Consider the following 16,315-nt stretch of genomic DNA (forward strand, 5'->3'; position numbering starts at 1 on the left):
ACTGAAAACATGAAGGAAAAATTTTAAACATAAACATGTTTTTGAAGAAGACGAAGTCTGACAAGTAGCGAAATGTACGGGATAGTAAGGATAGACAGCATTTTGAATGGGGTATTTTGTATTATTTAACGCCAGGATAAACTAAGGTTTGGTGACATTATGCTGCATAGTAAGGTAAACAAAGCCGTTTCACTGAGAAAAGTAAGACAATGGTTGTTCGTTCGAGCTGGTTCCTACTATATTTTGTATTATATATATAGTATAAATGACTACTTTTCAGGGGAAGACTGATTATAAGGTATGTTGTTGTGCGGTCAAAAGGCTTTGAAATGAAGTGAAGAAGTTTTGACGATCACCAAACATCATTTCTTAACCGATTCCCTAGCCGGGATTGTAGCGGCATCCTTTTTCTAAAACGGATCGAAGATAGCCAGGAGAAAAAGATACAGCGGAAAGCACGAATAAGCTCCTAAAAATAAATGCCCCTGAAATCAGAGGCAAAAATTGTTTTTTAATCCATTTTAGGGAATACTATTTTATTTCCTGATAGATTACTGATAGGAATTCAGCAAATGATTTTTCCAAACCGATGATATCTCCCGATTTTAAGTGAAGCGTTCCGTCGTTTTGGCTGCTGTTACCCAATCGTGCGGAAGAAATCTGATAATACTGATCTGAATTTTTAGCCCCTTTCTGCACTTTTATGGTAGACCCCAAGAGTTTTTTCGTAGATACCGTATATATTTCTCCGGAAACCAAAGGTATTTTCAAATAAGTCCGGGGAAGAAGATTATAATCTTTTCTGTTGATATTAATTTTCTGATCTTTGGCAGAAGCCGCAAAAAGATACATATCAGCATTGTCCTGCACAAATTTTTCAGAGGGAAGATAATAAAGCTGCAGTCTGTAGTTTGAGGCATCAAATTTTTTAGTGCTTCCATCAACATTTTCGAATGGTTTTACAGTGTATGCATTGGCTCCCACTTCTTTTGCCTTTTTGTGTATCTGCGCAAAAACTGCGGCATCATCCTTTGAAAATCCCTGCACTTCAATTTCACCCAAATATTCGGCTTCCTTTATTTCTTCTGTAATATGATAAAGAAATTCATCTGTATTATTATTGGTTTTTTCGACTTTAGTCAGATATACATTTTGTGCACTGATCATCTGTACGAAGAAAACCAAAACTGGAATAATCAAATTTTTCATCTGTCAATTATTTGGTAAGAATTTCAACGCACTCTTCAAGGCTGTTCTCCCAATGCTTAGGTTCTATCTTGTAGACTTCTTCAATTTTATCCAGACACATTGTACTTCTTTTTGGGCGTTTTGCGGGAGTCGGATACTGTTCTGTAGTTAATGAATTAAGTTTTACAGATGATTTTGAAAACTCAGCGATTTTCTTTGCAAACTCAAACCATGTAGTTTCAGGATAGTTTGAAAAATGGAAAATTCCAAAAGTTTTTTCAGGGTTTTCAATAATTCCCAGGATGGCTTCTGCAAGATCATTTGCATTAGTTGGCTGTCCGAACTGGTCACCTACAATTCCCAATTCATCTTTTTGAGGAAAAAGATTCAACATTGTTTTTACGAAATTTTTATTGAATTCCGAATACAGCCATGAGGTTCTCAAAATGACCGTTTGATGATTTGCCTCTAAGGCGAGCTCTTCTCCTTCTCTTTTGGATTCTCCGTATACGCCGATAGGATTGGTAAAATCATCTTCAGAATAATCCAAGTTGGTTTCCCCGTCAAAAACATAGTCTGTCGAAACGTGAATAAAAACAGTCAGATGATCGGAACATGCTTTTGCGATATTTTCCACTCCGTATGCATTAACGGCGAATGCTTTTTCCTTTTCCTTTTCCGCAAGATCTACAGCAGTATATGCAGAAGCGTTGATACAGAATTCGGGCTTTTGCTCAGCAAAGAAATCTTTAACCTGATCTTCATCTGTGATATCTAAAGTCTGTGAATCAGTGAAAATAAAATCATAATCCAGTTCAAAATCGGGAGCAATTTTCCTGAGGCAGTTTCCTAACTGACCATTGCTTCCTATTACCAATATCTTTTTCATTTTTATGAATTTTTTGCGTTTTGCGATCGTAAGTACTTAACTCTGCCCTGAAAATCTTTCTGTTCTAAATTTACAAAGAATTTATGAAAGGTATCTTTTATATCTTCTGGATGAACTTCTGATTTTCTAGTTTTTATATTAAAATAAATAACGGTTACCCATAAAACAGCATAAATGGTTTTTTCGTCAAGGCTCTTCATTAAAATTTCGACCTTTGCCGTTCTGTCCTGAATTTCTATGGTCTTGCTGCTGATCACCACCTGAGTATTGTATCTGACTTCCCGTAAATAGGCGATTTCATTTTGGATCGCTATCCATGTACAACCGGTTTTCTTTGTATATTCTTCATAGGTGAAACCATAAAATTCTTCGACATGATCTTCTCTTGCGTTGAACATATAATCTAAATATTTTACATTATTCAGATGCCCAATGGGATCACAGTCGCTGAATCTGATTTTCACCGTCGTTGATACTTCTTTTTCCATAGCGCAAAAATAAAAAAACCACTTCTAATAGAAGTGGTAGTTTTTATAAATCTTTGTTAATATCACTATTAAGGCTGACCTAATTCTTTTTTCACAGCTGCAGTTGCATCAGGACCATTCTTGTAAACAAGACCGGTAGAGTTTGCATCCATAATGTAATCATAACCGCTGGCTTTCGCTACTTTGTTTACAACATCCATTAATTTTTTCTCAATAGGCTCAAAAAGAGCATCCTGCTTAGCAGTAGCATCTTTTCTCATTCTATCTTCCATCTGAGCCATTTCTTCCTGAAGTTTCTGCATTTCCTCACCTCTTGCTTTGTTTTCAGCTTCGGTTTTAGTAGGAGCTTCTTTTTGATAAAGCGCATACTTAGCTTGAGCAGCTTCACCTTTTTTCTTTATTTCAGCTTGTTTAGCATTAACGAACGCTGTCAAATCTGCATCAGCTTTTTTCTTTTCTGGCATTGCATTAAGAATACCTGCGACATCCATAGTAGCCAATTTTTGAGCCTTTGCCATACCTACAGATACAACCATCATCGCTGCTGCAAATAATACACTTAATTTTTTCATAACGGGATAATAAATAATTAATTTTGTTTTTAGATTTTAAATTTAGGCAAAAGTTAATTCTGAAGAATTAAATTTACTGTTTTTTATTAGATTTTTTTTCTTTGTCTTCAGTTCCTTTCAATAAAATTGCAAGTACCTTATCTGTATAGTCATATCTTTTCTGAAGAAAAATAACGTTGACGTCATTGCTTTTATCAAAAACGATGCCTAAGCCGTTCTTTTCGGACATTGCTTTAATGGCTGTCCAGATCTGATCCTGAAACGGTTCAACCAGGTTTGCTCTCAACTGACTGATCTCACCGGTTTTTCCGAATCTTAAACTTGTAGTGGTTTTGATATTTTTATCCAAATCCATTACTTCCTTTTCTCTTAACCTTAACTGATCGCCTACCAATAAAACTTTTTCATTTTCAAAAGCTGATCTCTTCTTGTCAAATTCAGCCTGTAAACTCTGAAGTTCCTGCTCCCAGGTATCGATCTGTGAATTTAACCTTGCTTCAGCCTCTTTATATTGCGGCATCATGCCCAAAATATAATTGGTATCAACCACGCCAATTTTCTGTGCGCTGCTGAAACTGAAAAGCAGAATTGCTAAAGATGTGAAAAGTATTTTAAAATTCTTCATTATATTATAAAGATTGGTTCATTAAGAAATGGGTCTTCGTTCCTGAAGGTTCTGTACCTAAAATAGTTTTATCAAAACCGTAAGCGAAGTCAAATCCGATCAATCCAAATGCTCCCATATAAACTCTCACCCCTACACCGACAGATCTTTTTAATTGAAAAGGATTATAATTGCTCCATGAATTCCATACGTTACCACCTTCTGCAAATGTTAATGCGTAGATTTTAGCTGTCTGACTCATTGAAATCGGATATCTTAATTCTAACGTAAATCTGTTGTAAATAGTACCTCCACCTTTTTGGGTAATATCATCTATAGTTCCACCATAAGTGGAAGCATTTTCGTAACCTCTCAACGGGATTAATTCTCTACCATCAAATCTTCCTCCAAAAAGTCCTGTACCACCTACATAGAATCTTTCAAATGGCGGAGCTCCCAACTGCTTGTTATACCCATCCATGAATCCCATTTCCGCAGAAGATCTTAAAACCAATTTACCCGCAACCTCGTTGTAAACATCGGCCTTGAATTTGATTTTATAGAATTCCATCCACTTATATTTATCTGTAGGAGACATTGTAGAGTAATCTTTATTGCTGAACAATGAATATGGCGGTGTAAACTTACCTGATAATTCAATATTTGAACCCATTGTCGGGAAAATAGGATCAATACCTGCAGAATTTCTGCTTAAACCAATATTTAAACTTAAGTTATTTGCATTACCATATAATTCAGTAGTATCCCCAAATTCGAACGGATAATTGCTGAAGTTATATTTTTGATACTGAAGACCTGTATAAAGAGAGAAATAATCATCCGGCCATTTCAACAACCTGTTCAGTCCGACTGTGGCAGAAAAAATATTTAATCTTTGATCCGGTCCTGATACCTGATTATAGTTTACTCTCGAATTATTTAAACTTACAGAAAGAGCTGTTGGTTTTGTTCCGAATAACCATGGTTCTACAAATGAGACTCCGTAATTCTGGAAATACTGTCCTGCCTGTGCCTGAATAGATAAAGTCTGTCCGTCTCCCTGAGGAACCGGCCTGAAGTCTTTGAATTTAAGGAAATTTCTAAGCGAAAAGTTATTAAATGTTAATCCCAAAGTTCCGATGAAGCTATTTCCTCCATAACCTGCCTGCAGCTGAACTTGAGAAGATCCTTTTTCAACAAGTGTCCAATTGATATCAACTGTATTATCCTGCTGGTTTGGCTGAATATCCTGTCCGATCTGCTGCGGATCGAAAAATGTCATACCTGCAAGGTCAAAATACGTTCTTTTGATTTCTGTTTTCTTAAATAATTCTCCCGGTTTTGTTCTTAAAGCTCTTAAAATAACGTGATCATGGGTCGTAGTATTTCCTTCCCATGTTACTCTGTTCCAGGTAGCCTGCTCTCCTTCATTGATTCTTATTTCCAGATTGATATTATCTCCGGAAACAGATTTTTCTACAGGAGTTACATTAGAGAAAAGGTAACCGTTATTCATATAGATCGATTTGATATCAGAATCGTCTTCCTTACCACCGTCTATCCCGACTTTTTTGTTGAATCCTACAGCATCATATATGTCTCCTTTTTTATATCCAAGAATTCTCTGAAGATATTCTGTAGCATATACGGTATTTCCTGTGAAAGTAATATCTCCGATGTAATATTTTTTGCCTTCACTTAATTTTACGTTAATTTCATAGTTATTTTTATTATTTCTCCATACTGAATCAGAAACAATCTGTGCATCTCTGTACCCTAATGAATTATAATAATTAACCAAATTCTGTTTATCTTCCTGATATTTCTCCTCAATAAATTTTGAAGATTTTAAAATACCGCCAATACCAAATCTCTTCTGCTTGGTTTCTTTAAATGCTTTTTTCCTTAATTTAGCATCTGTAACATTGTCGTTACCCTCAAACTCAATATGGCTGATTTTTACTTTTCTTCCTTTATCAATATTAATCGTCCAGTCCACCAAATTGGGATCACCCGCATTAACTCTGTCTTCAATGCTGATTTTTGCATCAGCAAAACCTTTTTTCACATAATCCTTCGGGATATTTGTTTTAAGGTTTGAAATAAGATTCTGAGTAATTTTTGTTCCAGGTTTCAGGTTGTTGTCCTTCGCTAACTTTTCGTTTTTAGATTTTCCGATCCCCCTTCCTGTAAATTTGACTTCGCCAAGATCTTTTAAATCCTGGAGATAAAATTTCAAAACAACTGTTTTGCCTTCAATACTCTCAATGTATACTTCAACTTCAGAGAAAGATTGGGAATCCCAAAGTTTTTTGATTCCGTTGCTGATTTTCTGTCCCGGAATATCAATTTCTTCACCTTTGGTAAGCCCTGTAAATCTCAAGATCTGCGCCGGTGTATATTTTTTTACCCCATCAACAACAATGTCTTTCAGAGTGTAAGTTCCTGTTTGATTTTCCGCAAGAACAGAAGTAGTATTTACTGCTGTGCTGTCTTGTGGTGTCACCTGTCCATAAAAATGTGCAGAAGCAGCAAACATAATGATGGGTAATAGTCTAAACTTCATTTTATCGTAATCTTTCTTTTCTTAATTTACTGGATTTGTATTTGTTCGCCCGTGAGGCCATATCTTCTTTCCTTGTTTTGATAATCTACAATACATTGGAAGAAGATATCTTTTGTGAAATCCGGCCACAAAATATTAAGGAACTGCAGTTCTGCATAGGCGATCTGCCACAGTAGGAAATTGCTTACCCTTATTTCGCCACTGGTCCTTATCAACAAATCTACAGGTGGGAAATCTTTAGTATAAAGATAATTTTCAAATAATTTTTCATTAATATTTTCAATATCAACTTTTCCCTCTTTTACATCGGCACTGATATTTTTAACGGCATTCAGTATCTCGTTTTGAGAGCCGTAACTGATGGCTAAAACCAAATTCCCCTTTGTGTTTTCTTTTGTCAGCTCTACAACCTTCAAAAGTTGTTCTCTTACCAAAGACGGTAATTTTTCCAAATTACCGATCACATGCATTCTCAGTCCTTTACTGAAAATCTCTTCGGCTTCCAAAAGCAGCGTTTCGGTCAGCAAAGTCATCAGCGTGTTTACTTCATCAGTAGGACGCTTCCAGTTTTCTGAGGAAAATGTATAAAGCGTGAGATAAGGTATGTCTATTTCATTACAAGCATTAATTGCATTTCTTACAGCATTAATCGCATTTTTATGCCCATACGTTCTCTCTTCACCTCTCGATTTCGCCCATCTTCCGTTACCATCCATGATGATGGCTACATGTTGCGGTAAATTCTCGGAATCTATTTTATCTTTAATCAATGACATAAATAATTAATCACAATAACATGGTGGTCTTCCAAAAGAATAGGTCAATCCTAAACTGAAAGTATTCATCCAATCTCTTGATTCTGTATCACCTATTGACCGACCATTTATAAAAGCTGCCTCTCTCTCTTTAGAAACCGCAAAATAATCTCCTGTCTGCAGAAGAGATCCCCCTGTAGCAGGATTTAAAATATCAGCATTGTAATTTGAAATAACATCTTTACCTAATATTTTACTGTGATCCAGCTGATCAGTCAGAGTATATCTGAATGTGGCTTCTGCAAAAATTGCCCAGCCATGATTGAATTTGTATTTCAGACCCACTCCAAAAGGGATATGAGCGGTTGTTTTCCTACCCATAGTATACTGTGTAGTGGTTGTGAAATCTAACTCATCAACAGGGGCCTGTGCCACACCATCGACATTCCTTCTGAAGTCATGAGTTAATACAGCTTTTGGCGCATCAAACATCAAGCCTCCAAAACCTGCAAAAATATAAGGACTCAGCATACTTAACTGCTCATTATTTACAGGGAAAAGATTGTATTCAAACACAATACTTGCTTCGTATACATTGTTTTTACCAAATGAATTTCTATTTCTTCTATATTCTTCTTTGGCAGCTTTATCACTAAACTGTATCTGGTTATACCCTAAGTCTACTCTTACAGTCTGATGAGGATTAAAATTAAATCTATATAACAAACCACCATAAAAAGGAACTCCCCAATCAGAAACTCTGTCAAAATCCAATGGCTGCTGCAGAATATAATTGGTTTTTCCTATGTCACCTACTAAATTACTCATCCCGAGACGAATTCCCAATTCATTTCTTTGTGCTTTTAAACTTACCATTGTACCTAAGAGGGTAAGGAAGCTAAACAATAATTTTTTATTCATAGAAGAATATGGATTTATGGTTATTTTAAAAATTAATTTTTGCAAATATAAAACATTTTTATATTAATGATAACCTTAATGTTTCGTTAAAAATAAACAAAAAAACATAATTTGTTATAAAGTAAACGGCAAACAGGCAAATTTATTCTTTTTTTAACAGATTCTATTTTCTCTTGTAACAGCTAACCCTATTCACCAGACGCCTGATGTTACTTATTTTGATTAAAACGCGCTGTAACAAAGTTTCTTATTTTGATGAACAGCGGCTCTTTATAATTTTTATCTTCGTCGAAATAGCCATAACCGTAACCATAGCCATAACCATAGCCGTAACCATAGCCGTAACCCTGTTTTACCACATAATCATTGTAAACAAAACCAAGGTGTTTAATCTCATCATTATGGTATTTTTCGGTAATCATCTTGAGCATATACTTTTCTGTATATTCATGACGGACTACATATAAATTAGCATCTGAATGTTTCATCAGATCATAAGAGTCTGCTACCAGCCCAACAGGCGGTGAGTCAATAATAATAAAGTCATATCGCTGTTTTAGCTCATCGATTAATTGAATATTTTTATCACTCATCAAAAGCTCTGAGGGGTTTGGCGGTATTGGTCCTGATGTAGCAACATCCAGGTTAGGAATATTTGTTTTATTAATGATCTGATCAATTGATACCTCACCGGTGAGGTAATTGGAAATCCCATTTTTATTATCAATATTAAAGTCTCCAAAGATTTTAGGTTTTCTAAGGTCCATCCCCATCAATATTGTTTTCTTATCACTTAGACCTAAAACTGATGCCAGATTGATCGAAACGTAAGTTTTACCCTCACCTCCTACAGAAGAGGTGACCAAAATGACCTTGCTGTTACCATCTTCGTTTGATAAAAACCGCATATTGGCTCTAATCCCTCTAAAAGCTTCGGCAACTGAAGATTTTGGTGATTCAAGAACGGTAAGCATATTTTCAGTACTATTATTCCCAATAACTCCAAGGAGCGGAATTTTTGTAGCACTCAGAAGTTCTTTTATATTTCTGATCTTACTGTCTAACAGCCCGCCAATTAAAATAATTGAGAACGGCAATGCAAGTACTCCTCCAATAATGGCCATCTGAGTACCTTTTACATTAGGTCCAATCGGACCCTGACCCAGATTCTTTGCAGGATCAATAACGGTCATGTCAGATTGATTGGTTGCCAGTCTCATCTGGCTTTCGTTCTGTCTGCTCAATAAACTGTTATAAGTTGCTTCAATCATATTATATCCCCTTTCAGCATCCAGATATTTTCTCTGTTTTTCAGGATAAGTCAATAAGTCCGAGTTGGCTTCACCAACCTGTTGGTCAATTTTGTTTAGCTGCTCCGTATAGATGTTATACACATTCCTTAATGAACCTGCTGAATTTTGCTTTGCGTCGCTGATGAGCCTGTTGATTTCTTTTATAGGCTCTGAGTTCGGGGTATATATCGCGGATAATTCTCTTTTTTTAAGGTATAAAGCCTTCAATTCGGATACTGTAGCAGAAAATAATCCGTCATCAAAACCTGCAGCAGACGGACTGATCATTTTATCAAAATTTTGAGTTTCCACAGAATTTCTGATTGTACTCAAAGATGACATCTTACTTAAAATATCTGCCTTTTTTGCATCAAGATCTTTGATTCTGGAAAGTGATTTTTCATCACGGTCTTTAATATCATATAATTTTTCAGACGTTTTTAAATAATTTAAGACTGCACCGCTGGAATCAAGTTTTTTTCTGATTTCCCCTAAACTTTCCTTCAGATATACTTCTGTGTTCTGGTCAACTTTAATTTTATCATTAAACCTCTTTTTCTGCAGTTCTGCTACAGATTTATTTAAAAAATTAACTGTACTATTCAGATTATACCCTGTTTTGGTTATAATCATAATGGTATTAATTTCTTTATCAAAGTCAACCCCTACTGTACCTATTATACCATTCACAGCATCGTTTACCGTTGTAAGATTAACAATAATGTTTTCTAATTTTATTTTTGGGGCTACAGGATTGGGTAATAACCTAAATCTTAAATTTGGAGAAGTGTACCATTCATTGACTTTTATTATTTTATCAGTGGGTCTTGTAAAACTGCTGATGTTTTGAAAACCTTCATAGTCATATGAATAAAGATTGGTAGATTCACCTTCCTCCGGTAAAACTATTTCGTAAGAATTCCCACCTTTTGGGATGATAGTAATAGGATAATTAACCTGCTGAAGATGTTTTCTGTCAACTTCTAAAAATACAGGAGAATCATCTCTGTCAAGATATGTAGATTTGATAAAACCCTTTGTCTGATAGTTAACGTAGTAATTAAGTTCCTTTACCAAAAATTCATTGTGAGATCTTGACAGAAGCATCTTTTTTAAGTAAATCCCATCCTGATTACCGTTTTGTCCCCAAATAAAATTAATTGACTGACTTGGTGTAAAATAACTTGCAGTATTATTTGAGATACTTAAAGACAAATTTGATGCATAAATGCTTTGTGCATAGTATTTGCCATAAAACCATGAAATACTGTACCCTATAAAAAGCATAATAATAAACCAATACCAGTTTTTCAGAAGTCTTCTTAGGAAATATTCAATATCAAACAGTGCAAAAGATCCGAATCTCTCTTTCTGAGCAGCATTTTTATCTACGGCAGTATCTTTTCCTGGAATCATAATTATAGGTTTTTAAGGAGTAGATAAATGGATAATGCAGTTGTAATGACAGAAACCCCGCTGATTATAGTCTGTACAGGATCTTTTCCAAAGCCATTTAAGCTTCTTCTTTGTGTAGAAAGTAAAATCTCATCTCCGTTCTGAACATAATAGTAGGGTGAATTCATAACATCTTCACGGGTAAGATCTATTTTTGCAATTTTAATTCCCTCAGGATATTTTCTGTGTATGACAATGTTTTTTCGGTCAACCGTTCTGTTTAGTCCTCCGTTAATAGCAATAGCCTCGGTAAGTGTCAATGTATTTTTGTGGGCTACTTTTTCACCGGTAAGCCCTGTTGTTTCAATATCTCCTAAAATATAATAAGTAATCCCATTGGTGTCCAGTCTGACATCAGATTTACCTTCCTGAAAATTTTCATTTACCTTTTCCTGAATATCTGCCCTGACATCTTCAATTGTCCGGCCTTCTGCTTTGATATAACCAATACCGAAAACATTAATATCTCCTTTAGAGTCAACCCTCAGTCCATTGAAATAAATTACAGCATTTCCACCGGTTCCAGTCCCTCCTGTCACGCTGAAATTATTTTGCCCGTTAACAGATGTATTTAACGATGAATAAAATTGAGCAGCATCTCCTTTTGGAGTTGTAACGATATTCAGCGTCAGCATATCGTTTTTTGTAATTCTGTAAACAGGAATATTATATGGAATCAGCCCTTCTTCATTAATTACCAGGCTTTCACTGGGCTGCATGTATTTAACATCCTTTGTTGTTAAGCAGGAAGATAATACAAACGGCAAGGTTAAAAATAATAAATACTTAAAGATTTTCATCATAATTAAATGTAGTTTGCAAAAATAGAAATTTAATTATTACTTTTTAATTTATTGTTATTTCTTATCAAATAAAACATATCAGGAAGATATGCGCCCATAAATCCTAATAATAAAACAGTGATTAACAGAAGATTTACATCAGTATGCCTGAGGAAATAAGCGACTGTTACAATAAATAGATAGTACGTTATAATATAAAAACTGGATCTTCTGTGAGTAAGATCAAGCTTAAGAAGTTTGTGGTGAATATGATTTTTATCGGCCTCAAAAGGAGATTTTTTGTTCCAGAGCCTGACGAGAATTACATTTAAAGTATCAACAATGGGCAGTATCAAAATAGCCACTGCAATTACAGGTGCAGATTTCAGATGATATCTTGGTACATTCGGAAGCTTTCGGTCAATAAAAATATCAATAAAGCAGATACAGGTAAATGCAAGCAAAAAACCTAATAGCATAGAGCCCGTATCCCCCATAAATATTTTTGCCATCCTGTAATTGGATAGATTATAATATAAAAATGCGAGAACAGAACCTATAATAACAACTGATAAAACCACCAAAGGATAATTATATGCTCCTAAACGATAATAACTTATCCCGAAAAGGGCACTGCATATCAGAGAATACCCTCCTGCCAGTCCGTCAATTCCATCAATCAGATTGAAAGCATTAATCAGTATGACAAAAGTAATAATAGTAACAATGATACTTATGATATAATTGATCTCATAAATTCCGCAGATACCAAAAAGATTCCTGATCCTGATATCTGATCCGATAACGATAAATGCCGAAACCACAACCTGCGCTACCAGCTTTTTATAAGCTCTCATGACTACAATATCATCCATCACGCCTACATACAGCAGGACGATGAGTGAAGCGAACAAAAATTTATATAAATCAAAAAGTTCGTATGCAAAGACAGAGGTACAGATCCCTATTGAGAAAAAAATAGCAATTCCTCCTAAATTAGGAATTTTTCGCAGATGTGAACTTCTCACACCCGGCTCATCCATCAGGTTTTTCCTTCTGGAAATTTTTATGATCGTAGGAATAGAAAAAAATGTGATTAAAAAAGAGAATAAGAAACCAAGACCTATTTTTACAAAAAAAATAGAAATTCCAGCATTATATAGGAACCATTCAAAATTCTTCATTTTTTTTCTATTTAAGTACTTTATGGAATTAGTTGACCTTAAAGTCTTAATGAAATCATTGTCAACAAGTTAATCCTATATGACAATTTGCTTTCCATTTGTGTTTACATTAATTTTCTTATCATTTTTTTCTGTCCTGCAAAAAAAAGAAGATAAAATATTTTTTTTTTCAGGGACAAAGATAAAATATAATTCTTACCAAAACGACTGTATATTAATATATCTTTAAAATTAATGTTCCGTTCCCGTCTGAAAACGTCTAATTTTCCGGACATTTTGTAAAAAACATCTTCATCTTTTACAAATGCCAGATATGCAATAAAAGTATAGACCCCTTCCAAAATCTGGAAGTTTTTCAGCTCTTTATCTCTATTAGAATAAACTGATTTTTTAAAGAAATCTTCAACATCTTCGACTGCTTTTAAAATATCAAGTCCTTTTTGCGTATGACTTTTTGAGATAGAATCTGTACGCTCAAGATACTGGTAATGAAAATTCTGCGTCTGGGCAATTGTTTTACACGTTAACAATAATTGCGGAATCAATTGGATATCTTCAAAATGAACACCCTTTTTAAATCTTTTCCGGTTGAAAAGTTCTTTACTGAATAATTTGTTGCATGCAAAATAACTTAAATCTGAAAATATTGAAAAATGATCTTCAAGATCTATTTTCTCCGGCATATTTGGAATCTGGGTGAGTTTTTGACTTACATTTCCATACTCATCAACTTTCTGTATATTACAGATAACCATCTCAGCACCGTGTTTTACTGCGAGACTGATCATTTCTTCAAACATGTCATATGTCACATAATCGTCACTGTCTACGAAACCGAAATAGTCTCCGGTAGCCTGTTCGATTCCAAAGTTTCTGGCATCGCTTAATCCTCCATTCTTCTTTTTAAAAGCTCTTATTTTTTCAGGAAATCGTTTTTCATAATCCTGAATGATCTCTTCTGAATGATCCTTGCTTCCATCGTTTACTACCAAAACCTCAATATTCTGATACGTCTGCCCGATAAGTGAATCCAGACATTTTGCCAAATAATTGCCCACATTATAAACAGGAACGATGATAGAGATTTTTAAAGAGATTCCCATATTTTCATATTTTTGTGAACCTTGCGCTCAGCCAGCCTTTTTTGGCTTCATCAAAATCACTTCTCGAACACGGAATACAGTTTTCGATATTGTCATCGTCACCGAAATACCAAAGATTGCTGAAGGTATCCCGTTTAAATGCATATTGTCTGTCTTCAATCAGAACATAGAACATTTCATAGTGTCTCTCTTTCGGATGTGATTGCTGGATGTTTATTCCTTCAATAAGATACCAGATCATCTGTGCTAAAAGCTGGTGGTTTCCCTGATTACCTGAATAAATATTGTAATTAAAAATCCCTACTGATTTCAGGTTTTCGCTTAACCCGACTTCCTTCATGTAAGCACATATTTCTCTTCTGTTTAATCCGTTGACCTGAGGATTTATTGAGAAGGCATCGCCAAAGCTTTCAACAGCATCACAATTTACTGTTACCAAGTCTGCTTTTCTGAAGAACGGCTCCGTTTTTTCAGTAGAGTTCATCATTTCAGCCAATCTTACAATATCAAATTCTACTTCTTTAATCAGTTTTACAGAATCTGTTTCATTCAGATGTTTCTGATATCCTAAATGATGATAATTCCTGATTGAGAAATTTTTTGACCCTAAGATCTTGCTTAAAAAAGAATGTTCATCAATACCTTCGCTTTGTTTTAAAGAAATAATATTGCTGATCTGCGTATAACTGATATCCTTCTTATGTAAATTCAATCCCGAAAACAGTGAAAAAGCAAAATCATTGGACCCGCCGATAATTACAGGAATCGCTCTTTTGTAATGACAGGCAGAGAGTACTTCCTGTAAAATGTAATGAGAATCTTCCACTGATTTCCCGGAAACCAAATCTCCCAAATCCACAATTGGAATTTCAAAATCAAGTCTGGAAAGCTGATAAAATTCTTTTCTGATGGCAGTAAAATCCTGAACTTCAGCATCACCACCAGCACCCCTGTAATCTGAAACGAAAAGCAATACGATACCGTCTTCCTTTATTTCCTTTATAACCTGGCTGCCAATCTGCCAGTTTTCTGTTCTGAAATTTCTTGGCGAAATGATAAAATCTTCAAAATCCATACTTCAAATACTTATTAAAGCTCAAAAATATTAAAATTAAATGAGTAAGCAGATTTTAGAATTCATATTTTAGATTTTAGAATTAAAATACAGTTTCACAGCACATTTGATTAAAATTTAGTTAAAAATTTTTAACATCATGATCACAAAAAGTCGATTTAAGTAAGATAATTTTTGCTCACAATAGGTTCAGCTCTGTAACCTTTGACAATCAGGAAAAGATTCACTCACTTATATGATAAAATATTGTTTTACAGATTAACCTTATCACTATTTTAAAATTCGGAAAGTTGATATGTTTACAAAATCTGAAATACAAATGATGTAGAAGTTTCAAATTTTCCTCCCTGTGTGGCACCAAATAAATATTGAGGTCTTTTTCCGTCTTTACTCATTAAAATCATCGGACGTTCGAGCCGTCCAAAACGTTTCAGATGTTTGGGAGGATCTGATTCTTTGATATAATGCTGCATATTGAGATAAGCAATTTCAGGTTTTGTCCACGTGATTCCGTCTTTTGTCGTCAAATGCAAACCGTATTCATGATTAAAAAATCCCATATCTCTGGCTATCATATGAAATTTCCCGTTTTGTTTCCAGATAAAAGCGTCTTCCAACTGAGCATTATCAGGCAAAGAAGAAAAATCAATTACCGGGTTTTCAGAAACTTTACTGTAGGGTCCCATTGGAGAAACAGCTTTGGCTAGTCCATATTTCCGGTTTCCTCGTACATTTCCTTTCTGAGATTCATATTCTTCTGTATTCCAGGATTTATAAAACAGCCAATATTTGCCATCATTTCCTTCTACGAAAGCGGGATTGGTCGTACAGTGATCATCCCACGCACCATGTTCTCCCGGAAGAAGCAGAGGTTGATCAGGTCTTGTCCAATCTCCATTAAGACTTTTTGAGGTAGCCAATCCTATTCTTTTGGTATTGGTCTTTCCGTTCGAATTCCCCATGAAGAAGAGACAATACTGATTATCTACTTTTTTAATCAAAGGATTATGGCAGGTGGTTGCATCCCAAAAATCGCCATTTCTAGGCGCAAGAATCACTTGTTTATGTTGAAAATTTTCAAATGGTGAGTTTGATTCAGCTCTGCAGATTTCAGAACCGTTAAGCCAGCCTCCCATTCCTTTTTCTTTCTTCCATCTTGAATAAAAGAGATGGACCTTTCCATCGTCACCCCAAATTGGAGAGGAACACCAAATATAGTATCCTTCTAAAGAAAATTGTCGCCCGATTGTTCTTAATTTGAAATAAGGCTGGTCCGAAAAATCCAATGACCCGGTAAATGAGCTCAGAGCTAACGCCATCATTCCTAAACCTGAAAGTTTTAAAAAATCTTTTCTTGTGATGTCGCCAGATTTGCCCATTGATTCTAATTTACAACTAAATTAGTCGTTGCATATTGATCAAGTATCCTGCGCTTTAGGGG

Annotated in this window: 14 protein-coding genes; all 14 read right to left on the reverse strand. The window is 35.0% G+C overall.

What is annotated here, in order from left to right; genetic code table 11:
- Positions 1-531 precede the first annotated feature (531 nt).
- Entirely contained in the window at positions 532-1,209 is a 678-nt protein-coding gene (locus AC2A07_RS18655) for a hypothetical protein (RefSeq protein WP_484051627.1), read from the reverse strand.
- Positions 1,210-1,216: 7 nt separating this feature from the next.
- Positions 1,217-2,077, reverse strand: a complete 861-nt coding sequence (gene rfbD, locus AC2A07_RS18660) for a dTDP-4-dehydrorhamnose reductase (protein ID WP_484051628.1) — start codon at positions 2,075-2,077, stop codon at positions 1,217-1,219.
- Between the two features lie 2 nt (positions 2,078-2,079).
- Complete coding sequence (locus tag AC2A07_RS18665) at positions 2,080-2,565, reverse strand: acyl-CoA thioesterase (protein ID WP_484051629.1); 486 nt, start codon at positions 2,563-2,565, stop codon at positions 2,080-2,082.
- A 68-nt stretch (positions 2,566-2,633) separates the two neighbouring features.
- A complete protein-coding gene (locus AC2A07_RS18670) occupies positions 2,634-3,137 on the reverse strand; it encodes an OmpH/Skp family outer membrane protein (RefSeq protein ID WP_484051630.1) in 504 nt (167 codons plus the stop codon).
- A 73-nt stretch (positions 3,138-3,210) separates the two neighbouring features.
- Complete coding sequence (locus AC2A07_RS18675; RefSeq protein ID WP_314492748.1) at positions 3,211-3,762, reverse strand: OmpH family outer membrane protein; 552 nt, start codon at positions 3,760-3,762, stop codon at positions 3,211-3,213.
- Between the two features lie 4 nt (positions 3,763-3,766).
- Positions 3,767-6,307 (reverse strand): outer membrane protein assembly factor BamA, encoded by a 2,541-nt coding sequence (gene bamA, locus AC2A07_RS18680; protein ID WP_484051631.1) that lies wholly within the window; start codon positions 6,305-6,307, stop codon positions 3,767-3,769.
- Between the two features lie 26 nt (positions 6,308-6,333).
- Positions 6,334-7,083: a polyprenyl diphosphate synthase gene (gene uppS / locus AC2A07_RS18685; protein WP_484051632.1), complete on the reverse strand. Its 750-nt coding sequence runs from the start codon at positions 7,081-7,083 to the stop codon at positions 6,334-6,336.
- A gap of 6 nt (positions 7,084-7,089) precedes the next feature.
- Positions 7,090-7,983 (reverse strand): type IX secretion system protein PorG, encoded by an 894-nt coding sequence (gene porG, locus AC2A07_RS18690; protein ID WP_484051633.1) that lies wholly within the window; start codon positions 7,981-7,983, stop codon positions 7,090-7,092.
- A gap of 209 nt (positions 7,984-8,192) precedes the next feature.
- Positions 8,193-10,691, reverse strand: a complete 2,499-nt coding sequence (locus tag AC2A07_RS18695) for an exopolysaccharide transport family protein (RefSeq protein ID WP_484051634.1) — start codon at positions 10,689-10,691, stop codon at positions 8,193-8,195.
- A 2-nt stretch (positions 10,692-10,693) separates the two neighbouring features.
- Complete coding sequence (locus AC2A07_RS18700) at positions 10,694-11,533, reverse strand: polysaccharide biosynthesis/export family protein (protein ID WP_484051635.1); 840 nt, start codon at positions 11,531-11,533, stop codon at positions 10,694-10,696.
- Between the two features lie 29 nt (positions 11,534-11,562).
- Positions 11,563-12,696, reverse strand: coding sequence for an MraY family glycosyltransferase (locus tag AC2A07_RS18705; RefSeq protein WP_314492765.1), 1,134 nt, complete (start codon positions 12,694-12,696; stop codon positions 11,563-11,565).
- A gap of 104 nt (positions 12,697-12,800) precedes the next feature.
- Positions 12,801-13,799 (reverse strand): glycosyltransferase family 2 protein, encoded by a 999-nt coding sequence (locus AC2A07_RS18710; RefSeq protein ID WP_484051636.1) that lies wholly within the window; start codon positions 13,797-13,799, stop codon positions 12,801-12,803.
- Between the two features lie 4 nt (positions 13,800-13,803).
- Positions 13,804-14,874: a formimidoylglutamase gene (locus AC2A07_RS18715; RefSeq protein ID WP_484051637.1), complete on the reverse strand. Its 1,071-nt coding sequence runs from the start codon at positions 14,872-14,874 to the stop codon at positions 13,804-13,806.
- A 299-nt stretch (positions 14,875-15,173) separates the two neighbouring features.
- Positions 15,174-16,253 (reverse strand): glycoside hydrolase family protein, encoded by a 1,080-nt coding sequence (locus tag AC2A07_RS18720; protein WP_484051638.1) that lies wholly within the window; start codon positions 16,251-16,253, stop codon positions 15,174-15,176.
- Positions 16,254-16,315: the final 62 nt, after the last annotated feature.

Source organism: Chryseobacterium sp. HNCC26DJ238, assembly GCF_057180465.1.

Coding starts and splice junctions, on each gene's coding strand:
- AC2A07_RS18655 (WP_484051627.1), bottom strand. CDS start 1,209: ATGAAAAATTTGATTATTCCAGTTTTGGTTTTCTTCGTACAGATGATC.
- rfbD (WP_484051628.1), bottom strand. CDS start 2,077: ATGAAAAAGATATTGGTAATAGGAAGCAATGGTCAGTTAGGAAACTGC.
- AC2A07_RS18665 (WP_484051629.1), bottom strand. CDS start 2,565: ATGGAAAAAGAAGTATCAACGACGGTGAAAATCAGATTCAGCGACTGT.
- AC2A07_RS18670 (WP_484051630.1), bottom strand. CDS start 3,137: ATGAAAAAATTAAGTGTATTATTTGCAGCAGCGATGATGGTTGTATCT.
- AC2A07_RS18675 (WP_314492748.1), bottom strand. CDS start 3,762: ATGAAGAATTTTAAAATACTTTTCACATCTTTAGCAATTCTGCTTTTC.
- bamA (WP_484051631.1), bottom strand. CDS start 6,307: ATGAAGTTTAGACTATTACCCATCATTATGTTTGCTGCTTCTGCACAT.
- uppS (WP_484051632.1), bottom strand. CDS start 7,083: ATGTCATTGATTAAAGATAAAATAGATTCCGAGAATTTACCGCAACAT.
- porG (WP_484051633.1), bottom strand. CDS start 7,983: ATGAATAAAAAATTATTGTTTAGCTTCCTTACCCTCTTAGGTACAATG.
- AC2A07_RS18695 (WP_484051634.1), bottom strand. CDS start 10,691: ATGATTCCAGGAAAAGATACTGCCGTAGATAAAAATGCTGCTCAGAAA.
- AC2A07_RS18700 (WP_484051635.1), bottom strand. CDS start 11,533: ATGATGAAAATCTTTAAGTATTTATTATTTTTAACCTTGCCGTTTGTA.
- AC2A07_RS18705 (WP_314492765.1), bottom strand. CDS start 12,696: ATGAAGAATTTTGAATGGTTCCTATATAATGCTGGAATTTCTATTTTT.
- AC2A07_RS18710 (WP_484051636.1), bottom strand. CDS start 13,799: ATGGGAATCTCTTTAAAAATCTCTATCATCGTTCCTGTTTATAATGTG.
- AC2A07_RS18715 (WP_484051637.1), bottom strand. CDS start 14,874: ATGGATTTTGAAGATTTTATCATTTCGCCAAGAAATTTCAGAACAGAA.
- AC2A07_RS18720 (WP_484051638.1), bottom strand. CDS start 16,253: ATGGGCAAATCTGGCGACATCACAAGAAAAGATTTTTTAAAACTTTCA.